Genomic DNA, 21,547 nt, shown 5'->3' with positions numbered 1-21,547 from the left:
ATTTTACGTGTTAATAAACTAAGAGAATAATGTGAAAAGTCATTGAGTAATGTAATTGCGAACTCTTACTTTTGCAATTGGCTTTAATCATAATAAAGAAAGAATATTGGAGACAAAAGTTCAAAACCCATTTGCCGCAAAAAAAGCAACACCTTTAGAAAAACACGGAGATATTCGTATTGACAATTATTTTTGGCTCAATGATAAAGATAACCCCGCGGTGATCGACTACTTAAAACTAGAGAATGATTATAATGACAGAATGATGGGGCATACTAAAGATTTTCAGAAAAGTCTTTTTGAAGAAATGAAAAGCCGGATCAAAGAAGATGACGCATCTGTACCTTATAAACTCAATGGATATTGGTACATAACTAGATATGAAACTGGCAGGGACTATCCCATATACTCTAGAAAAAAAGAGCATCTTGATGCCCCAGAAGAAATATTATTTGATTGTAATAAAGAAGCAGAAGGGCACGCTTATTTTAAAATGGTTGGATTAAATATAAGTCCTGATAATACGTTAATTGCATATGGAATTGACACTTTAAGTAGAAGAAAATATACGATACGAATCAAAAACCTGATAACAGGTGAAATATATCCTGAAATAATTGAAACTACAACCGGTGGAAGTACTTGGGCTGCTGATAGTAAGACATTATTTTATACAAAGAAAGATGATGATACATTGAGGTCCTTCAAGGTTTTTAGACATCATCTCGGTTCAGATTCTTTAGAAGATATAGAGGTTTATCACGAAAAAGATGATACTTATAATGCATTTGTTTACAAAACAAAGTCAAAAAAATATATCGTAATTGGTGCTAGCAGTACGCTGACTTCTGAATATCATATTCTGCCAGCCGATAACCCAACAGGAGTATTTACTGTTTTTCAACCCAGGATCCGAGGTTTGGAATACGGAATAGCTCATTATGAGGACAGCTTCTATGTGCTTACTAATGCAGATGGAGCAACGAATTTTAAATTAATGAAGGTTTCAGAAAAAAATACACTGAAGGAAAACTGGAAGGATTTAATCCCTCATCGAAAAGATGTATTATTAGAAGACGTTGATATTTTTAAGGAGTATTTGGTAATAAGTGAACGCAGTAACGGATTGAATAAAATAAATATAAAGAAATGGGACGGTACTGTAGACTACTATCTTCCTTTTGACAATGAGACATACACCTCATATGTAAGCACCAATGTTGATTTTGATACCAAAACCTTACGGTATGCATACAATTCTTTGACTACTCCGAACTCTATTGTCGATTTTAATATGGATACGAAAGAAAAAGAAGTAAAGAAAGAACAAGAAGTGTTAGGAGGTAATTTTGACAAAAATAATTACATTTCCGAAAGAGTATGGGCTACTGCAAATGATGGAACAAAAGTTCCTATATCATTAGTCTATAAAAAAGGGATTGTTAAAGATAATTCTAATCCACTTTTGCAATATGCTTATGGATCTTATGGTTCAACTATAGATCCCTATTTTTCTACAGTAAGGTTAAGTTTGCTGGACAGAGGATTTATCTATGCAATAGCGCATATTCGAGGCGGGGAGTACTTAGGTCGTTCTTGGTATGAAGAAGGAAAGCTTTTTAAAAAGAAAAATACATTTACCGACTTTATTGATTGCTCTAAGTTTTTAATCGAAGATGGATATACAAGTACAGATCACCTATATGCAATGGGAGGTTCTGCCGGTGGACTATTGATGGGAGTTATTGTAAATATGGAACCAGCACTATATAACGGAGTGGTGGCCGCAGTGCCATTTGTAGATGTAGTTAGCACCATGTTAGATGATAGCATACCATTAACCACTGGAGAGTATGATGAATGGGGTAACCCCAATGAAAAAGAATATTATGATTATATGAAAACATATTCACCTTATGATAATGTAGTTGCTCAAGAGTATCCTAATATGTTAGTTACGACAGGATTACATGATTCTCAGGTACAATATTGGGAACCAGCTAAATGGGTAGCTAAATTAAGAGAATTAAAAACCGATACAAATCTATTATTACTACACACAAACATGGAGGCTGGTCACGGAGGAGCTTCAGGAAGATTTGAGGCACTAAAAGAGGTAGCAGAAGAGTATGCTTTTTTGTTAGATTTGGAAGGGATCAAGAATTAATTAAAAAAATTAACGTAACTTCGTGGCGTCTTTGTAACAGTTTGCAGACTCCCCTTTTTTTAGTTCTTCAAACTTGTTTAAACACAACCCTTATGAGAGAAGATATTCAGGCTTATAATAATGTATTAGAGCTTATAGGTGATACACCACTTATAAAATTAAACAAAATTATGAAAGGCTTCCCAGGTAATTTCTATGCAAAAATAGAATCTTTTAATCCTGGACACTCTACTAAAGATAGAATAGCACTTTATATTATTGAGGAAGCTGAGAAAAAAGGTTTTTTAAAACCTGGTAGCACCATCATTGAGACCACTAGTGGAAACACAGGATTCAGTTTGGCAATGGTAAGTGTAATTAAAGGATATGATTGTATACTAGCAGTAAGTTCCAAGTCCTCTAAGGATAAGATAGCAATGCTAAAAAATATGGGTGCAAAAGTATATGTGTGTCCAGCACATGTAAGTGCTGATGACCCAAGATCTTACTATCAAGTAGCAAAAAGGCTTCATGAAGAAATAAAAGGATCCGTTTATATAAATCAATATTTTAACGAGTTAAATGTTGACGCACATTACAAATCTACAGGACCCGAAGTTTGGAACCAAACAAATGGTAAAATTACTCATTTTGTAGCCTGTTGTGGTACAGGAGGTACAATCTCAGGAACAGCCAAATATTTAAAAGAAAAAAATAGCGATATTCGGGTATTAGGAATTGATGCATATGGATCAGTGTTGAAAAAATATCACGAAACCAGAGAATTTGATGAGGAAGAAATCTATCCGTATCGAATAGAAGGTTTAGGTAAAAATTTGATCCCTACTGCTACCAACTTTGATCTGATCGATAAATTTGAAAAAGTTAGTGATGAAGAAAGTGCTCATACTGCAAGAGAACTGGTAAAGAGTGAAGGTATGTTTCTTGGGTATACTAGTGGTGCTGCTATTCAGGGAGTTAAACAATTGGCTAAACAGGGTGAATTTGACAAAAACAGTAATGTAGTGGTTATTTTACCCGATCACGGATCTCGTTATATGAGTAAGGTATTTAGTGATGAGTGGATGATGGAACAAGGATTTTTTGATAGTGTACACGAAGAGGATGCTACAAAAGTTCAGTTTATTAAGTAAATTCATAATATAAAAAATATAAGCATCTGGTATTTTACAGGTGCTTTTTTTGTGAAAAATTAGTTTATGGTAGTGATTTAGGATAATATTATGCTATCACATCAATTTTCTGTATTTTCGCACACTTAAAGAAATCAAATTTGCGGTAGATGAGAGATTTATTTGATAAAATATATAAAGACAAGGGACCTCTAGGAAAATGGGCAGACCAAGCAGAAGGATATTTTGTTTTTCCAAAATTAGAAGGGCCAATATCAAATAGAATGAAGTTTCAGGGTAGAGAAGTAGTCACCTGGAGTATTAATGATTATTTGGGGCTAGCTAATATGAACGAGGTGCGCAAGGTAGATGCAGAAGCTGCAGCTGCTTACGGATCTGCATATCCTATGGGAGCCAGAATGATGAGTGGACATACGGATTTGCATGAACAATTACAAAATGAGCTTGCAGAATTTGTACATAAAGAAGCTTCTTATTTATTAAATTTTGGATATCAGGGAATGGTATCTACTATTGATGCTTTGGTAAGTAAAGATGATATTATTGTATATGATGTGGATGCACACGCATGCATTATCGATGGAGTTAGATTGCACCAAGGACAACGATATACGTATCGTCATAACAATATTGAAAGTATTGAGAAAAACCTGATGAGAGCCACAAAAATGGCTCAAAAAACCGGAGGAGGAATTTTGTTAATTTCTGAAGGTGTTTTTGGAATGCGTGGTGAACAAGGGAAATTGAAGGAAATAGTTGCCCTGAAAGAGAAGTATAATTTTAGGCTATTTGTTGACGATGCACATGGTTTTGGAACATTAGGAACTACTGGAGCTGGAACCGGAGAAGAGCAAGGAGTACAGGATCAAATTGATGTGTATTTTGCTACTTTTGCTAAATCAATGGCAAGTACAGGAGCGTTTATAGCAGCTGATAAAGAAATTATAGACTTTCTTAAATATAATTTGCGATCTCAGATGTTTGCTAAATCATTACAAATGCAGTTAGTAGTTGGAGCTCTCAAACGTTTGGATATGTTGCGTACCATGCCAGAATTGAAAGCAAAGCTATGGGAAAATGTGAATGCATTACAAAATGGTTTACGAGCTAGAGGTTTTGATTTGGGAACTACCCAAAGTTGTGTAACACCTGTTTATTTAAAAGGAAGTATACCTGAAGCAATGGCTTTGGTAAAGGATTTAAGAGAAAATCATGGGATATTTTGCTCCATTGTTGTATATCCTGTAATTCCAAAAGGAATGATTTTGCTAAGATTAATCCCTACAGCATCTCATACGATGCAGGACATCGAAGATACATTAAATGCTTTCTCTGCAATTAGGGAAACATTAGAAAATGGAACCTACAAAAGAGTGTCTGCTGCATTGGCAGAGGCAATGGGTGAATAGAGTAGAGCATCAAATTCAAATATAAAACATAAAAATCCGCTGCTAGCGGATTTTTTTTAAATGTTTTTTCTGTAGGTTCTACGTTTTTTGTGTTGTTCGTGCTCATAATCATTCCATAATGCCTGAATAGCTTTATTCTCCTCTAATTCTGGATTCGTTTCTACCGTTTCTATACCATTACGAATAAAGGTTTCATTCATTTCCTTGAAAATAAGTGCAGTAACTCCTTTGTTTTGGTATTCTGGATCTATGCCGATAAGATAAAACGCAGCAGTGTCATTTCTTCTTTGTGCTTTAAGAATGTGTAGGAATTTTAGTGGGTATATTTTACCGTTCATTTTTTTCAAAGCTTTAGAGAATGAAGGCATAACAATCGAAAAAGCAATTAACTTTCCTTTGTTATCAGCAACGCAGGTAATATATTCTGGATTTAAATACGGCAAGTATTTTTTCTTATACATTTCAATTTGATACTGCTGTATGGGTACAAATGTCTGTAGGCTGCTGTAAGTTTTGTTAAGTAAGTCAAACATGTCATCTACATATTTCAAAAGTTCTTTACTTTTTTTAAACTTAAGCAATTGAAGTTGATACCGCTCTTGTATTATTCTGGCAAATTTTATAACCTTCTTTCTGGTTTCTTTCGGAACTTTTATTTTATATTCTACCCAGGTAGCTGCATTTTCAAAACCTAACTGTTCCATATGCTTTCGATAATATGGATAATTATACCAGGTAATCATCGTATTGAGCTCTTCAAATCCCTTTATCAAAATCCCTGCTTTGTCCATATTAGAAAAGCCTACAGGTCCTTCCATATATTCTAAAGAATGTTGTTTTCCAAAGTCCGCGACTGTTTTTAATAAAGCTTTGGTAACATCGATATCATCAATGACATCAAACCATCCAAAACGAACTTTTAGCTTTTTTTGTTCATTGACTTCAATCCAATTAATAATTGCAGCTATTCGCCCTACTATCTTTTCATTCTTAAAAGCCAGGAAATATTTGGCGACCGCATTATTAAAAACAGGATTTTTTTTAGGATTCATTACATCTAACTCTTCTTTAATAATAGAAGGAACGTAATAGGGAGAGTCTTTATATAATTCAAAAGGAAACTTAACAAATGTAGTCAAATCTGCTTTAGAGGTAATTTCTTTAATCGTAATCATACAGCTTCACTAGTTCGTGACAAATATATGACCCTTTTGGCAAATATGTGAACTGAAATGTTTCAATTTACGTATCAATCGATAACTTATGGGTTTTTTGCTGTTAAATAAATTTTGAATAAAAAATACTCCATTGGACAAGCTAATGATCAATGGAGTAAAGGATACATAACTAATAACAATTCTAGTTGTCATTTTACACACACACAACTTTAGTATCCAGGAATTTTATAATAACATTATTTTAATAAAGGCTCGATATATAATAACAGATCAAACTAATGTGTTAAAGCGAAATAAGTCTTGTTTGTATTTTTTACTTAATATTAGCATTGGTTCGGATCCAGTTTTTAGGTCGCATTACAATAACTATATAAGTCTTTAAAATGTATTTTTAAATTTTTTGTTGCTTGATCAGGATCATTATTTTTTATAGCATTCATGATATTTTGGTGTTCCTGAATCAAAGTGGAAAAGTTTGTTTGGTCGCAAACCTCATACGTTACAAAATTTGTGATGATTTCGGGTGTGATCGTCAACATTAGTGAGTTGATAACACTGTTACAACTTGCTTCTACCACTTTAAGATGAAATAATAAATCTTCATCAACAGCATTTTCTCCATTTATTGATTTTTCAATATATGCTTCGTGAGCCTCTTCTATTTGGTGTAATTGTTTCTTGGTTCTTCGAATCGCTGCTAATCGTACCGCTTTGGCCTCTAGGATTAATCTTGTCTCCACTAACGATTTGAAATCAGGTATTTGTAATTGCAAAATATTAGCCATCATAGAATTTAATGCGCCCACACCAATTTTGGAAACGAAAGTTCCACTCTTAGGATATCTTTTAACTAAGCCATAAAATTCCAATTTTTGAATTGCTAGCTTTAGTTGACTTCTACTAGCACCGAATTTTTCGGACAATGTTCTTTCAGAAGGTAATTTATCTCCAGGTTCGAGTTGTCTATTGATTATTAGATCTCTTATTTTAGAAATCACCTTTTCTACTTCATCTTTTGGTGATAATGGGTCGGTTTCTGGGTTAATTCTCATAATTATATATTGGTCAACCAAATTGGTTGACCAAATATAAGAGAATTATTTTAACCTACACATTCTTAATGTTAAAAAATGATAGAAATATTAAAAAATCACTTTTTTTATTAGATATTATCATTATTGACTATAGAATACTATTGTTTAATAGGCTAAAAAAGGATATTAAAAAAGGGTTAAACATTTTGTGTTTAACCCTTTAATCTTATTTTATTATTTTAAAGAAATTACGAAGAACTACCCTTCATTATTGTTATCACCTTCATTGTCTTCTCCTTTTTTCTTTTTCTCTTCTTCTTTTTTACGCTTTTCTTCCTCTTTTTTTCTTTTCTTTTCTTCTTTCAAGCGTTTTTTCTCTTCTTTTTTAAGACGTTTTTCTTCTTCTTTTTTGGCTTTAGCCTGTTCTTTTTGAAGTTTTTCATAAGCAGCATCTATATCCTCATCTTCTTGTTCTTTCTTTTCTTCCTTAACATCTTTCTTCTCTTTGACTTTTTCAGGCTCTAGCGCTTTCTCCATTTCTTCTAATTTCTTGAGCTCCTCATCAATCTGTTTTAACTCGTCATCCACACCTTCATCTTGTTCCATCTTATCTAATTCTGCATCTATGTCCTCAATCATTTTTTGCTTTTCTTTTTCAGCTTTGATTCGAGCTTTTTCTGCTTGCTTAGCTTCTTTGGCTTCTCGTTTTAAACGTCTTCTCTCTTCTTTTCTGAACTTTTTATCGTCCTTTTTATCCTGCTTCTCTTTTTCGATTCGCTCGCGTTCCAGGCGTTGTTCAGTTCTTCGTTTATCTAGATCCTCTTCCATGGCATCTCTGTGACTTCCGTCTTCGAATTCATTAATAAAAGGAGTTTTTTCTAACTTTAAGCTATCATTTTCTATTTCTTCAAACTCTTGGTTGATACGTAAGCTATCACTTTCTTTTTCGTTTAATTCTTCTTCTTTCTTTATACCGCTTTCAAATCCTGGTTTTTCAATAATTTCATCTTTATAATGCCAGTCAAATCTGTAAGAAGCACCAACACTTACTCTGAAAATAGATGGGGTGTCCTTAAAGTTTGTTGCAATATTGGCATCGATTTGGAGATCATTGTTAAATAAATATGCTCCTCCTAGTCTTAAAATATTATCACTGTAAAAGTCACTTTTTTGTCCTTGATATTCTCCAAAGACAGCCCATTTATTATTTAAGGTATGTGTACTGGTAATAATCCACCCATACGCAGGATTCTCTGTTGTTATTTTATCAACAATTAAATTGGTTACAAGTACCCAACTACCTGCATTACTGGTCCACCAATTGTTCTGTGTCATAACCACAATCTTGGGACTAATGGTTTGATCCCCCAAAAATGTAAAAGCATTGTCTGTATTTACATAGTTCATGCCGACGTAAGCCGATACTGCAGGAATAAGGCTTTTCCATTTAAATCGGTACCGCTCTTTCCAGCTTTTTAATTCGTCATAGTTTATAGAATCTTGTTCTTTTGGTTTTTTATACGGATCGTAAATAAGGTATTTAACTCCTATTGTATTGTATTCAAAATCTGTTTTTCTTATTTTTTCTTCATTAGCTCCAACGGTTTGTTTAATTCCTTCACTTCTAAAACTACCGTTAAGGTTAATTTCTAGTTGTTCTATAAGCAGCCCGTATCTAACCGTATAATCAAAATTAAAAGTGTTTGTCTTGGTATCAAACAATTTATGTTTCTCTTTTCCAAAGCCAAAACCTCCTTCTACTTGTAATACGTTATTACCAACAGAGAAAGCACCCTGAGAAGTACCTGGTCTATTGGTGTTAATTTTCTCAGTATATTGTGCAGATGTGGTCATACCAAGTAGGAATAGGCTTACCAGCACTAGCATAAATTTAGGGCTCATATTCAATAGATTTGGTTCAAATATAGCAGATTTTATCATTTTTTTAGGATTGACTTCATGTAATTGTATAGAGAGTTCCCTATTTTTGAAAAAAAATAATATGCAAGAAGCTTCTTTATCAGGGGTATTAAAGGTTATTCTCATTCTGTTATTGGTATATTACGGATTAAAGATACTAACGCGTTTATTTGGTCCTCTATTGCTTAAATATGTAACAAAGAAAGCAGGAGAAAAGTTTCAACAGCAATTTCAACAATACCAACAACCTCAATCTTCGCAAAAAGATGAGGAAACAATAGATAAAAAACCCAAGCAAAAATCTGGCAATAAAGATGTAGGTGAGTACATCGATTTTGAGGAAATTGATTAATTTGCCCCTTCATTCATAAATCGTCTTACACATGATGCTTCATCTAAAAAGATTTTTACCTCATTTACTGGTTATTTTAGGCTTTATACTTGCTTCGCTTACTTTTTTTAATCCTGTCCTTAGCGGAAAGATGATATATCAGAATGATATCAAGCAGTACGAAGGTATGGCTAAGCAACAAAATGATTATCGTAAAGAAACAGGAAATGAGACTTTTTGGAATAATTCGGCATACGGGGGTATGCCCACCTATGCTATAGGAGCCAGGTTCCCTCATGACTATATGGATAAGCTGGATCGTTTGATTCGATTTTTACCAAGACCTGCCGATTATTTGTTTTTATATCTAACGAGCTTTTATATTTTATTATTGGTTATGAGAATTCCTTGGAAAATGGCTATTCTCGGAGCATTAGCCTTTGGTTTTTCAGCCTATCTAATTATTATCATAGGAGTGGGACATAATGCAAAAGCGCATGCAATAGCCTATTTCCCATTGGTGTTATCAGGAATTTTGTTGGTATTTCAGAAACGATATATTTGGGGTTTTATAATGACAACCTTGGCAATGGGGTTAGAGATTCAGGCTAATCATTATCAAATGACTTATTATCTAGGGTTATTGGTGTTCGTGATTGGGATTTCGTATGCTATTGATGCTTTTAAAAGAAAAGAACTACGACACTTTTTTAAGTCTTCAGCTATTTTAATAGTGGCTGCTTTGTTAGGTTTGGCAACCAATGCAACAACTTTGTTAGCTACATCAGAATATGCAGAAACCAGTATACGTGGTAAAAACTTGTTAGCAGAGTCTACAGCAACATCTTCAGAAAAAAACGGGTTAGATTATGAATATATCACTGAATATAGTTACGGTATATTTGAGTCATTGAACCTTTTTGTTCCAAAACTTATGGGACTTGGAAGAGCTTCTGATTTAGGGAAGGATTCTGCTTTTTATCAAAAGTTGATTGAATTAGGTCAACCACCTGAACAAGCTGATTATTATGCCAATGTTACTGGTCTGTATTGGGGAGCGCAACCTTTTGTAGAAGCACCTCCTTATTTAGGTATTACCGTCGTATTTCTTGCATTGTTGGGATTATTATTAGTAAGGGGTAGGGTACGCTGGTGGCTTTTAGGTGGAATTATTTTGTCGCTTACATTAAGTTGGGGTAAGAATTTGGATTTTCTAACTAGATTCTTTGTTGAATATGTTCCTTTATATAATAAGTTCAGAGCAGTATCTAGTATTCAGGTAATTTTAGAATTTGTAGTGCCAATTGCCGCAGTATTTGGATTGTATCAGTTATTCAATGAAAAGACATCATTCCAAGAGCGACAAAAGAAATTTTTGATATCCTTAGGTGTTTTTGGTGGACTATGCCTTGTTTTTTGGTTATTTGGAGGAAGTTTATTTAGCTTCAAATCTCCAAATGACATTCAGGTAGCTATAGAGCAACCAGCAATTTTTGATGCTATAAAAGAAGACAGGATTACTATTATGAAAAGTGATAGTTTACGCTCACTCATTTTTCTCATTCTCATAGGCGGTTTACTTTGGTTTACTTTGCAAAAGAAACTTTCTGAAAACATGATGCTAATAGGTGTTGGTATTCTTATAGTGGTAGATTTAGTTGGTGTGGATCGACGTAGTGTAGATAGTGAATCGTTCATCTCGAAACGTACTTACAAATCATATTTTCGACCTACAGCTGTGGATCAGGAAATTTTGAAGGATGAATCGTATTACAGAGTACTGGATCAAGCCAGAGGTTTTAACAACTCACACACTAATTATTTCTTTAATTCTGTTAACGGTTATTCTGCGGTTCGCCCCAGAAAGATGGAAGACATTTTTTATGGTCATATTGCAAAAGGAAACCTTCAGGTAATGAATATGCTCAATATCAAGTATGTAATCCAGCAGAACGAAAAAAGACAATTAGATGTACAAAAAAATCAATTGGCAAATGGACCTGCTTGGTTTGTTGAAGACCTGAAATTTGTGGATAGTCATAAAGAAGTATTTGATGCCTTAAACACTATAAACACCAAAAAAACTGCCGTTATCAGAGATGATTTTAGAGCAGCATTTGGAAATTATAATCCCGTTAAAGATAATGTATCTACGGTTTCTATATCTAAAACAGATCCGGATCACTTGGCTTATAATGTGTATACAGAAAGTCCAGGGTTTCTTGTTTTTTCTGAAACCTATTATGAAAATGGATGGAATGCTTATATAGATGGAAATCCCGAAACTATCTATCCTGTAAATTATATGTTACGAGGTTTAAAAGTTCCTGCAGGAAAACATACGATTGAGTTTAAGTTCGAACCACAAGTGGTAGAAACTGGAAGTACGATTACGTTGGCAAGCTCTATTATTTTTGTACTATTATTTATGGGAGCCTTATTTTTTGAATATAAAAAACGAAAAACGGAGGTTTTAGAAGAGAATTCTTAAAAGATTTTGAAAGTATTACTCATCACATATTATTGGCCGCCTGCTGGTGGTCCTGGAGTACAGCGATGGCTTAAATTTGTTAAGTACTTAAGAGATTTTGGTGTCGAACCTGTTGTTTATATTCCCGAAAACCCTACATATCCTTTACAAGATGAATCGTTAATTTCTGATATTCCAAAGGGTATTATGATTATTAAGCAACCTATTTTTGAGCCTTATCGGTTCGCCGAATTTCTCTCTACAAAAGAATCTAAAACCATAAGTAAAGGGATTATTGCTAAAAAAGAAAAACAGTCTTTTTTACAAAGACTGTTATTGTATATAAGAGGTAATTTTTTTATACCTGATGCACGGATATTTTGGGTAAAGCCTTCTGTAAGGTTTCTTTCAACATATATTTCTGAAGCCAACATAGATACTGTAATTACTACTGGTCCACCACATAGTATACACCTTATTGGGAACGAGTTGAAAGAAAAATTAGATATTAAATGGGTAGCAGACTTTAGAGATCCCTGGACAACTATAGGATATCAGGATAAATTAAAACTGACCAAAAAATCCATACGTAAGCATAAACATTTAGAAAAAGCGGTACTCACGTCAGCAGACCAGATAACTGTAACAAGTTATACTACAAAAGAAGAATTTCAGGAAATTACGAATAAACCAATTTCAGTAATTACGAATGGATATGATCATGAGGAGGTCTCTAATGTAAAATTAGACATAAAATTTACCATTTCGCATATAGGTTCTCTTTTGTCCGAAAGGAATCCTGAAAAGTTATGGCAGGTATTATATGATCTTACACAAGAAAATAAAGAATTTGGCAAAGCTTTTAGTTTGCAATTAGTAGGAGCAGTAAGTGATAATGTGCTATTATCTATACAGGAAGCAGGTTTATCAACTTTTTTAGATATTAGAGGGTATGTATCACATAAAGAAGCTATAGAGGTTCAGCGTAGTTCTCAGATTTTATTATTGATAGAAATTGATAGTCCGGAAACGAAATGTATTATACCTGGTAAATTATTCGAGTATATGGTTTCTAAAAGGCCTATTTTAGCCATTGGACCTGCCGGTGCAGATATAGCAAGGTTAATTAAAGAAACAAACTCAGGTTACTTTTTACAGTATGAGGATTACGATGAAATGAAAAAAATACTCGTAGATTATTTTGAAAAGTTTCAGGAAGGAAAATTGAATGCGGAGACTATTGGCATAGAAAAATATAGTAGGAGAGCGCTTACTAAAGAAATGGCTAACCTGCTGACCAATCTAAAAAAGTAAAGAGCTAGATCAAAGTAATGGGAATCGTAGTTAATCAATCCGTAAAGAATGTAATCATAACCTGTTTAGGTTTTGGGATTGGCGCGATCAATACACTTTTTTTATTTACTAAATTTTTGGAAGAGGAATACTATGGACTGGTCTCCTATTTACTTTCTGCCTCTAACCTTATTTGGCCTTTAATGGCTTTTGGAGCTCATAACACTTTGGTGAAATTTTATTCTTCTTATACCAACAAAGATCAGCAAAATAGATTTCTAAGTACGATGCTCATTTTGCCAATGTGTATTGCACTATTGGTTGGTGCCATTGGTTCTACTCTCTATATTTATATTCTTGATTTTTTTAGTGAAGAGAATACAATTGTACAACCGTATGTTTGGACTATATATATTTTGGCAATAGCACTGTCTTATTTCGAGATATTTTTTGCGTGGTCTAAAGTAAAACTGAAAAGTGTTTTTGGAAATATTTTAAAAGAGTTATTCATTCGAATATGTACTATGGCTTTATTGTTTCTGGTATATTTTCAGATGATTACAGTGCAACAATTCATTTACGCAATCGTGGTGGTATACATACTGCGGTTACTAATCATGTTGCTATATGCATTTGGGTTACACGAGTTTCGATTTAGTTTTTCTTTACCCAGTAATTATATTCCAGTATTTAAATATTCTTTATTGATTTTACTGGCAGGATCCGTTGCTGCCTTATTAATTGATTTAGATAAAACAATGATCGAACGTTATCTTCCGATTGAATATGTAGCTAAATATGGTATTTGCGCATATATAGCAAGTGTTATTATTATTCCGTCAAGAGCCATGCACCAGATTACCTACCCGTTAACAGCTAAATTGATTAATGAAAAAGGGTTTATACAACTCAGAGAACTTTATAAAAAAAGTTCTTTGAATCTTTTTGCGATCAGTGGATTGCTTTTTGTACTCATCGTATGTAATGTTAATCAACTTTTTGAATTAATTCCAGACGAGTATGAATTGTTTATTTGGGTAGTTGTGCTAATTGGAAGCGCTAAATTATTTGACAATTTGTTGGGGAATAATAATTCTATACTATTCAATTCTGATTACTATCGGTTAATTTTATATATGGGAATAACGATGGCTTTTATTGCTTTTATTTTAAATTTTATTTGTATTCCGATTTTTGGTGTAACCGGAGCTGCAATAGCCACTTTTACTGCTGTTTTTTGCTATAATATCGCCAAGTTATGGATTGTTAAGGTGAAATTTAATATGATGCCATTTTCTAGAAAAACGTTTCTAGTCATATTGCTCATTTCAGGATTTGTATTTGGTTTTTATTTTTGGAATTTTCAATTCCATCCGATAATCAATATAGGACTTAAGAGTGCGATCATTGCAATTTTTTATATAGTTTTATTATACTTTTTTAAAGTATCAAAAGATATTAATTCGATAATCAAGAGTATCATTTGATTCTAGATGCCTGTTTCAAAATCATCAATACTTCGGGTGTTTTTTTCTTTCCAATAGTTCGCTATGCGTTCTTCTCCTTGCTTTTCTGCCCAGGATTTTAATTGCGTTCGTTCTTCTTTAAAATCCATAAATGGTACAGCATATCCACAAGAAGTCTGCACTACATTTATATTCATTTCAATGATTTGTCTGGATCCAGGTGTTTTTGGAAAAAAATCAATATATCGATAATATTCTGAATCTCTCTGGTGATATATGGTCGCTTTTCCATAGAGTCGAAGGATAAGAGGTTTGCTCTCAAAAGCACAAAACATCACGGTCATTCTATTATTTTTAAGGAGATGCGCAGCTGTTTCGTTTCCGCTTCCAGTTAAATTAAGCCAGATTATTTTTTTAGTGTTTAAAACTCTGAAGGTATCCATACCTTTAGGTGATATATTCACACTACCTTCTGAAGCAGCAGTGCCAACAAAGAATATTTTTTGCTTTTTAATAAAGTCAATTAATTCATTATTTAATTCGTCTAACTTTTTCCCCATTTCTGTATCGAATAATTTTTTGGTATAAATTTAATTAATATTTTGAGGAGTTTGTTGCTTATTTACTTTAAGTCTTTGATAAAAAGGTAATTAAAAAAGAAAATCCCCCGAGGTGCCTAAGCATACAACTCTGGGGGATTTTCCAACTAACCAACCAAAAAAATAAATTCTTTATGTTTTTTTAACTTCTACTTCTTGCCGTTCTTGATCCAGAGTTGTTGGATCTCGCTTTTCTGCTAGAAGTATTACTTCTTTGTTTTCGTATTTGTGATCTAGAACTATTTCCTTTACTAGTATATCGACTGTTATTAGAACGTTTTGTTACATTTCCAGAACGATTATTTCCGTTACTTCTGGTTGTTCTTGCTTTATTATTGTTTTTTCTAGAATTACCAGCAACAGCATTTCTACTTCGTTGTGATCTCTGAGTAGACTGAACTCGATTTCTTGTTTTAGTATTTCTAGGTTTAGATACTGCTCTATTTCTATCAGATCTTCTTACTTGATTTCTAGCTTCGGTACTTCTTGTCGAACGACCAGTAACCGCATTTCTGCTTCTTTCAGATGGTTGAGTTGTTTGTACTCGATTTCTGTTTTGAGAACTTCTTGTATTAGATGGTACGCGATTTCTGGTACTTCTAGCATTGTTACCGTTTACTCTTGCTCTGTCTCTATTTACAGAAGTAGCTCTACTACGATTAACAGTACGATAGTTACGATCATTTCTTTGGTACATAGCGGTTCTTCTATCACGCGTTCTATAACGTAAACTACGCGCGCTATTTACTCTGTTACCTCTATGATAGCTTGCTACTCTTTGATGAGGCCTGTAATAATTTCTGCTTCTGTATGGTTTAGCATAATATCCATTAAAATAGTTGTTTCTAAATACGCTGTATGAACATCTGTAAGGGTTATAAAATCTTCTATATGGTCTATTAAATACAATACATCTACTGACAACTGGAACGGTGAAAAAGGCGTGGAATGGTCGATATGTATAGTATCTATTGTAACGATTAATGAATCCAGTACAATTTACGAAGTTACCATAGGCGTTATAGTTTACGTATAATCCACCAACTCTGGACACTCTACCAAAACGATTATAGTTGATATACACATCCCCAGCCTGACTTATTCTACCATAATAATCATAAAAGATAGGAACATTCTCTACCTGTACTACAGCACCATAATCATCATACTGTACGTAGGCATCATAATTATATCCAGAATTAAAACTAATGTTTACTCCAGGGCGATTGATATTTACATTAACTCCGCCTCTGGGTCTATTTACATAAAAATCAAACTGTCCATCCGCATATACAGAGAACTCAACTCCGTTTTCGTTAAAGATGAAAGATTTTCCATAATTATAATATCGAGAAACGGTTTCTGTATTAGTATCAAAAGCATTCGCCGTAAAAGAAGCTAATAATATTCCTGTAAAAAGTAAAACAATATTTTTCATAATCTGTGATTTTAAAAGAAGTGTAAAAATTAGTTTTTATCACTCTCTTTTATAGTATCAAGCAGCGTGCCAAAAACAGTTCGAAGAATATGTTACAATTTTTTTAATGAGCTTAAGCAGGGTTTATTGAACTGTTTTTGATATATAAAAAATTGATATTCAGTATTTTGTATTTTTTTTAGTTTTTATAGGTGTTAGATGTTAACCTAAGGATGGATATGATCACAAAAAAGTAATAATTCATCTTAAAACAAAAAAAATGAAATCTTATTTCTTAAAACTCAAATTTGGACTAACCTTATTTATAGGAATACTCGCTCAAACGACTTTTGGCCAATGTACAGTGGGACAGCCAAATATTTCTGTACAAGCAGAAGCTTTTTCTAATATTACTATTGTCGAGGGAACGGCTACTACATTAACATCACCCGTATCAGGTACGACGTATCAATGGACACTAGACGGAGTAAATATTAGTGGAGCTACTGATGCTACTTTAACTCTTAGTAATTTTGATACCACCCAGGTTGGAGATTATAATGTAATTGTTGATAGTGTTCCACTACTAAATTCAGTTACTTTAGGAATTTTTTCTAATAGTATAAGTGACTATGATCGTGATCGCCAGGCTTTAATTGATTTTTACAATAGTACGAATGGACCTTCCTGGACTGACAACACCAATTGGCTAACAGGGCCACTAGAAACTTGGAATGGTGTTAAGGTAGAAAATTGTAGAGTAACAGAACTTCGTTTATCTGGCAATAATATAACAGGTGCAATACCGGCTTCTTTTCAAAACCTTACAGAGTTAAAGAGATTAAGTATCAGAAATAACAATATTTCTGGTGTTTTAAATATTACAGTAATGTCATCTCTTCTTGATTTATATGCGTCAAATAATGGTTTAAGCGATATCAGGTTCGGGAGTAATAATTTATTACAACGAGTGCATATTCAGGATAATCCATTCACACCAGGAAAAACGATTGATATTTCTTCGATGCGACAATTAACGGATTTTAGAGCTGCCCGTTTAAATTTGTCAGGTTTAACAGCTTCTGGAGATTATAATAGCTTGTTATACTTTATTATTGCAGACAATCAAATATCAGGAACACTCGATATATCCAGTATGCCTAATCTTATTCTTTGTTACGCCTACGATAATCAGTTTACAGATTTTAACCTTGGAATAGGTTCGCAGTTAGAAAGATTTTATTTCTATAATAATCCCGTCACTTCAGGTAAAACCATGGATATCTCCGGAATGAGAAATTTACTTGATTTTAGAGTGCAGGAATTAGGGTTGTCTGGTTTAACTATTTCTGGAGATTATGATAAGATGTTATACTTTATCATTAGGGATAATCAAATAGAGGGAACGTTAGATATTTCTAGAATGCCAAATCTTAGATTAATGTATGCTCATAATAATCAATATACTGATTTTACATTCGGGTCTCATCCAGAATTAAGCAGGTTGTATTTGTATAACAATCCTATTATTCTTGGAAAAACGATGGATATTTCAAGTATGAGAAAATTATTAGATTTTAGAGTACAAGGATTGGGACTAAATCAGCTAACCATGTCTGGGACTTATGACGAGATGTTATATTTTATCATAAAAGATAATCAAATTAGTGGTGCGTTAGATATTTCAATGATGCCAAAAATAGTGCTGTGTAATGCAGAGAATAACTTCTTTGATAGCTTGTTATTACCTTCTAATGTGACAGGTCTAGGGCGCACTTTAAGTCATTTATTTGTTAGGTATAATAATTTACATTTTGATGACTTTTTACCATATAGTGGTATATTAGGAGCTTTTAATTTTAAATACAATCCACAGCGAAATGTTATTCCCCAAGTGGTTGGAAGTACAATTTCTGTAAATGTAGGTGGTGGTATTGATTATATATGGAGCCCATCAGGCACCACAGGCTCTTCTTATACAGTTACTAACAGTGGTACATATTCTTGTGAAGTTAGTAATGCTGCTATTACTAATTTAGTGATCAAAAGTGATCCTGTATTCGTTTCTGCTACCAGAATATCCAATAATAATAGCTCCTTGAATAAAGAAGAGCTTACTATAAACAGAAAAACATATCCTAATCCTATTCAAAGAAATGAATCAATCTATACGGATATTGTTTTGGACGATAATACATCAATTCGGTTTGTTTTATATACAGTAAATGGCAAAAAAATAAAAGAATTTATTTATAAAGGAAAACATGGTCTCAACACTTTTCAATTGAATTCTGAAGGATTATCTGCCGGACATTATATTTTGACTTCAGAGGTTGGAGTAAACAAAGTGTCTAGCATGATTATTATTCAATAAGATAGTTTGAAAATATTAAGAGCGTATTGCTAAAAAACGCCCTTATGAAAGAAGGATACTAGTTTGGAAACAAACTAGTATCTATATTTGGAATCACTTTTATTGCATTTTTATAATATAATTTTTTCAAAACTTCATCATCTAGATCTAATCCGTACATTTTCCAAAAGGCGTGGTATCTTTTATAATATGGAAAGTACTCATCATCCGATTCCAATACCCTAAAATAGGTGTAGTATTCTTCTGGATTCCAGGAATCTTTACCAAACATGATTCGATCTTGATATTTGGTTAGGAATCTTTTAGCATTGCGTGGTTGCCTTCCTAATTCGGCGATCACCGCTCCAATTTCAGAATACATATTTGGTATTTCATCCATAAGTTTAGCAAGTTTAGCCAAATTATTACCATACCACCCTAAATGTGCATTGATGAATTTAGTGTTTGTATGTTTTCTGAAGATATTGTGTTGTTCTTGTATTATCGTCTCCCAAGAGCCTGTTACTTTCGTATCTCTTTTTCTTCTAGAACGTAATTTTAATTCTAGCCATCTTTCGTTCTGATTATCGTGTGCATCCCAGAAAGGTTTTGGATCGGCAGCGTGTATTAAAACAGGTATTCCTAATTCACCGCATTTTTCCCAGATTGCTGCGATACGGGGGTCATCAATTTTGATGCGGTTGCCTTCATTATCTGTATTATCCATTCCCTGGCTTTTATATATTTTCAGACCATTGGCACCTGCGTCAACGTCACTTTCTAATTGGGCAACGGTTTTTGCTGTCCAGTCTGGATCATCAATTCCTTCAAAACTAATATTAGTGAAAACTATAAAACGCTTTGGTGCATTTGTTTTTACATTCATCAATGCTCCTTTTAAGTGTTCATCGGATCCTCTTCCTCTTCCAGAAAGATTTACCATGACCGCCATGTTTAATTTATCCATTTCTGTGATAAGTTCACTTAAATCTTGTGTAGGCATTCTAAATTGATGATTATGTACATCGATAAAAGGAAACTTAGCCTTTTTTACAATAGTTTCTGGGACTACAAGAGTGGAAGGTGGATCATAATCTTCGAACTCCATTTTTTGTGCAACAGCTTGTTTAATAAAAAACATCAAAAGTAGTAGGAGAGGGTATTTGTATCGTTTCATAAAAGATCATCTTTTTCATATTACATTATAAATATAAAATAATCATTGTCTCCAACAGAATGCTTAACATTTTTAGTTAAAAAAATAAAAAAAGAGAAAGCCCGTTACCAATATAAGTAACGGGCTTTCTAACAACTAACCAACTAACCAACTAACTAATTTATACTAATCCTTATCCTGATCACGGTATTTCTTTATTCTTTTTCTGTTTTGGTAACGATCGCTTATATGATCTAATTGATCATGCTGGTTTGACCTTCTGTTAAAGTTATAGTATGAATTGTGTGTCATACTGCATCCTTGCACTCCACAATGACCACATCCTGTATAATGAACAGTACCTTGTACACGGATAATTTTACCTTTCTTTCCGTAGTAAATATGCAACCCACCAATCTGAGCTAATTTTCCTCTTCGATTATATCTCAATAATACGGAACCAATTCTTCTAACTTTATCAAATCTGTTATATCCAATAGTGGTAAGGCCTACGCGATTCAATCTTCCATAACGATCATGCCTTACAGTAAAACGATTATTGTGTCTATAACCTCTAGTATGTCCTGGAGCACTGTAGTTTCTGGAGTTCCAGTTTATATGATTAAGGTTTCTTCGTCTTGGAGTTTTAAAATCAATCTCTCCATTGGGATATACAAAGAACGTTATACCACCTTCAACAAATACAATTGGTTGTGCATAACGATAGCGTTTGCTAACCCTATCAACTTGATCCGAAATTTTTTGATCGGCCGCTTGTGTAGCTGTTCCAACTAGTACCATTGCTGCGATAAAAAGTATCATTTTTTTCATAACTAAAATGTTTTGGGTTTTTACCTACTCATTAGCTTTTCGGTTTCCGCTATTTGATTAGTAAGTAACCAAATGGCGTGCCAAATTTTTTTAAGTCTTGAAAAAAAGTAATCATAAATGGATTTATTTATTTGTTTTTCAGGATTTTATAAATATTCTCAGGGTCAGCTCTTTCTTTGTAATCTTCTTTGATAAAATCATAAATAATAGTTCCATCTTGATCAATTACATAGGTTGCCGAGATAGGTAATTGGTAGTTTTTGTTACCATTACTTTTGATTAAGTCAATACCAAACCCGTTATAAATTTCGATTAGATCTTTAGGAAGTGTAAAAACTAAATTGAATTCCTGAGCTATTTTGTTGTCGATATCAGATAAAACCTCAAAACTAAGATTATTTTTTTCGCAAGTACTAAGAGCGTTACTTGGAGTTTCTGGACTGATAGCAACTAAAGAAACTCCTAATGCTTCAAATCGATCTTGATACTGCTGTAATGACTGTAGTTCTAAATTACAATATGGACACCAACCACCTCGATAAAAAGATAGTATTACTTTGTTGTTTAGTAGTAGTTCCTGCACTGAAACATCGGCTCCAATAGCGTTGGGTAACAGAATATTCGGGATTTTATCGCCGGTTTTTAATGCCTTTGCTACGTGCCGACTATCTTTTAGCGAGATAATCCCGTGATTCATTATTTGATGCGCAGTTTCAGGATATTTAGTAGCGGATTGTGCTGCACGCTCTTTTAATTGTTCAGTAAGTGACATTGTATATTTCTTTATATG

16 protein-coding genes are annotated in these 21,547 nt (G+C 33.3%); 8 read left to right on the top strand and 8 right to left on the bottom strand.

The features are described 5' to 3' along the window. Positions 1-106 precede the first annotated feature (106 nt). From ACWGOQ_RS16760 to capB, 3 genes are all read left to right on the top strand, one after another. Complete coding sequence (locus ACWGOQ_RS16760) at positions 107-2,167, top strand: S9 family peptidase (protein WP_452059304.1); 2,061 nt, start codon at positions 107-109, stop codon at positions 2,165-2,167. 92 nt (positions 2,168-2,259) lie between these two features. Beyond that, on the top strand, positions 2,260-3,300 hold the full coding sequence (gene capA / locus ACWGOQ_RS16755) for a cysteate synthase (RefSeq protein ID WP_452059303.1): 1,041 nt from the start codon (positions 2,260-2,262) through the stop codon (positions 3,298-3,300). A gap of 149 nt (positions 3,301-3,449) precedes the next feature. Continuing rightward, a complete protein-coding gene (capB, locus tag ACWGOQ_RS16750) occupies positions 3,450-4,709 on the top strand; it encodes a cysteate-C-fatty acyltransferase (RefSeq protein ID WP_452059302.1) in 1,260 nt (419 codons plus the stop codon). Positions 4,710-4,765: 56 nt separating this feature from the next. Here the strand turns inward: capB and ACWGOQ_RS16745 are convergent, their stop codons facing one another. The 3 genes from ACWGOQ_RS16745 to ACWGOQ_RS16735 all read right to left on the bottom strand — a co-directional run bounded on the left by ACWGOQ_RS16745 (position 4,766) and on the right by ACWGOQ_RS16735 (position 8,823). Then, the gene (locus ACWGOQ_RS16745) at positions 4,766-5,884 is read right to left on the bottom strand and encodes a GTP cyclohydrolase (RefSeq protein ID WP_452059301.1); all 1,119 of its coding nucleotides are present in this window, start codon (positions 5,882-5,884) and stop codon (positions 4,766-4,768) included. A gap of 350 nt (positions 5,885-6,234) precedes the next feature. Further along, entirely contained in the window at positions 6,235-6,939 is a 705-nt protein-coding gene (locus ACWGOQ_RS16740; protein ID WP_452059300.1) for a FadR/GntR family transcriptional regulator, read from the bottom strand. Between the two features lie 240 nt (positions 6,940-7,179). Next, positions 7,180-8,823, bottom strand: coding sequence for a transporter (locus ACWGOQ_RS16735; RefSeq protein ID WP_452059299.1), 1,644 nt, complete (start codon positions 8,821-8,823; stop codon positions 7,180-7,182). Between the two features lie 100 nt (positions 8,824-8,923). Between ACWGOQ_RS16735 and ACWGOQ_RS16730 the strand changes: the two genes are divergently transcribed. Genes ACWGOQ_RS16730 through ACWGOQ_RS16715 form a run of 4 tightly spaced genes read left to right on the top strand, consistent with a single transcriptional unit; the run spans position 8,924 to position 14,422 of the window. Next, the gene (locus tag ACWGOQ_RS16730; protein ID WP_452059298.1) at positions 8,924-9,193 is read left to right on the top strand and encodes a DUF4834 family protein; all 270 of its coding nucleotides are present in this window, start codon (positions 8,924-8,926) and stop codon (positions 9,191-9,193) included. Positions 9,194-9,224: 31 nt separating this feature from the next. Next, entirely contained in the window at positions 9,225-11,663 is a 2,439-nt protein-coding gene (locus ACWGOQ_RS16725) for a YfhO family protein (RefSeq protein ID WP_452059297.1), read from the top strand. Between the two features lie 3 nt (positions 11,664-11,666). Then, positions 11,667-12,956 carry a glycosyltransferase family 4 protein gene (locus tag ACWGOQ_RS16720; protein ID WP_452059471.1) on the top strand — a complete coding sequence of 430 codons (1,290 nt, stop codon included), beginning with the start codon at positions 11,667-11,669 and terminating at the stop codon, positions 12,954-12,956. A 17-nt stretch (positions 12,957-12,973) separates the two neighbouring features. After that, entirely contained in the window at positions 12,974-14,422 is a 1,449-nt protein-coding gene (locus ACWGOQ_RS16715) for a lipopolysaccharide biosynthesis protein (protein WP_452059296.1), read from the top strand. A gap of 2 nt (positions 14,423-14,424) precedes the next feature. Here the strand turns inward: ACWGOQ_RS16715 and ACWGOQ_RS16710 are convergent, their stop codons facing one another. Both ACWGOQ_RS16710 and ACWGOQ_RS16705 read right to left on the bottom strand, forming a co-directional pair. Beyond that, the gene (locus ACWGOQ_RS16710; RefSeq protein WP_452059295.1) at positions 14,425-14,961 is read right to left on the bottom strand and encodes a pyridoxamine 5'-phosphate oxidase family protein; all 537 of its coding nucleotides are present in this window, start codon (positions 14,959-14,961) and stop codon (positions 14,425-14,427) included. Between the two features lie 181 nt (positions 14,962-15,142). Beyond that, on the bottom strand, positions 15,143-16,438 hold the full coding sequence (locus ACWGOQ_RS16705; protein ID WP_452059294.1) for a hypothetical protein: 1,296 nt from the start codon (positions 16,436-16,438) through the stop codon (positions 15,143-15,145). A gap of 259 nt (positions 16,439-16,697) precedes the next feature. Here ACWGOQ_RS16705 and ACWGOQ_RS16700 point away from each other — a divergent pair, with 259 nt between their 5' ends. Then, positions 16,698-18,791: a T9SS type A sorting domain-containing protein gene (locus ACWGOQ_RS16700; protein WP_452059293.1), complete on the top strand. Its 2,094-nt coding sequence runs from the start codon at positions 16,698-16,700 to the stop codon at positions 18,789-18,791. Between the two features lie 58 nt (positions 18,792-18,849). Here the strand turns inward: ACWGOQ_RS16700 and ACWGOQ_RS16695 are convergent, their stop codons facing one another. From ACWGOQ_RS16695 to ACWGOQ_RS16685, 3 genes are all read right to left on the bottom strand, one after another. Continuing rightward, the gene (locus ACWGOQ_RS16695) at positions 18,850-19,947 is read right to left on the bottom strand and encodes an amidohydrolase family protein (RefSeq protein WP_452059292.1); all 1,098 of its coding nucleotides are present in this window, start codon (positions 19,945-19,947) and stop codon (positions 18,850-18,852) included. 165 nt (positions 19,948-20,112) lie between these two features. Next, a complete protein-coding gene (locus ACWGOQ_RS16690; RefSeq protein ID WP_452059291.1) occupies positions 20,113-20,757 on the bottom strand; it encodes a hypothetical protein in 645 nt (214 codons plus the stop codon). Between the two features lie 127 nt (positions 20,758-20,884). Further along, on the bottom strand, positions 20,885-21,529 hold the full coding sequence (locus ACWGOQ_RS16685; RefSeq protein WP_452059290.1) for a peroxiredoxin-like family protein: 645 nt from the start codon (positions 21,527-21,529) through the stop codon (positions 20,885-20,887). Between the last annotated feature and the right edge of the window lie 18 nt (positions 21,530-21,547).

It is taken from the genome of Aquimarina ulvae, from assembly GCF_053613295.3.
This window is presented reverse-complemented; position numbering and strand designations above follow the sequence as displayed.

Excerpts from the sequence above, each read along its gene's own strand:
- capB (WP_452059302.1), top strand. The coding sequence starts at position 3,450 with ATGAGAGATTTATTTGATAAAATATATAAAGACAAGGGACCTCTAGGA.
- ACWGOQ_RS16710 (WP_452059295.1), bottom strand. The coding sequence starts at position 14,961 with ATGGGGAAAAAGTTAGACGAATTAAATAATGAATTAATTGACTTTATT.
- ACWGOQ_RS16690 (WP_452059291.1), bottom strand. The coding sequence starts at position 20,757 with ATGAAAAAAATGATACTTTTTATCGCAGCAATGGTACTAGTTGGAACA.
- ACWGOQ_RS16715 (WP_452059296.1), top strand. The coding sequence starts at position 12,974 with ATGGGAATCGTAGTTAATCAATCCGTAAAGAATGTAATCATAACCTGT.
- ACWGOQ_RS16725 (WP_452059297.1), top strand. The coding sequence starts at position 9,225 with ATGATGCTTCATCTAAAAAGATTTTTACCTCATTTACTGGTTATTTTA.
- ACWGOQ_RS16695 (WP_452059292.1), bottom strand. The coding sequence starts at position 19,947 with ATGAAACGATACAAATACCCTCTCCTACTACTTTTGATGTTTTTTATT.
- ACWGOQ_RS16705 (WP_452059294.1), bottom strand. The coding sequence starts at position 16,438 with ATGAAAAATATTGTTTTACTTTTTACAGGAATATTATTAGCTTCTTTT.
- ACWGOQ_RS16685 (WP_452059290.1), bottom strand. The coding sequence starts at position 21,529 with ATGTCACTTACTGAACAATTAAAAGAGCGTGCAGCACAATCCGCTACT.
- ACWGOQ_RS16700 (WP_452059293.1), top strand. The coding sequence starts at position 16,698 with ATGAAATCTTATTTCTTAAAACTCAAATTTGGACTAACCTTATTTATA.
- ACWGOQ_RS16740 (WP_452059300.1), bottom strand. The coding sequence starts at position 6,939 with ATGAGAATTAACCCAGAAACCGACCCATTATCACCAAAAGATGAAGTA.
- capA (WP_452059303.1), top strand. The coding sequence starts at position 2,260 with ATGAGAGAAGATATTCAGGCTTATAATAATGTATTAGAGCTTATAGGT.
- ACWGOQ_RS16735 (WP_452059299.1), bottom strand. The coding sequence starts at position 8,823 with ATGAGCCCTAAATTTATGCTAGTGCTGGTAAGCCTATTCCTACTTGGT.
- ACWGOQ_RS16745 (WP_452059301.1), bottom strand. The coding sequence starts at position 5,884 with ATGATTACGATTAAAGAAATTACCTCTAAAGCAGATTTGACTACATTT.
- ACWGOQ_RS16730 (WP_452059298.1), top strand. The coding sequence starts at position 8,924 with ATGCAAGAAGCTTCTTTATCAGGGGTATTAAAGGTTATTCTCATTCTG.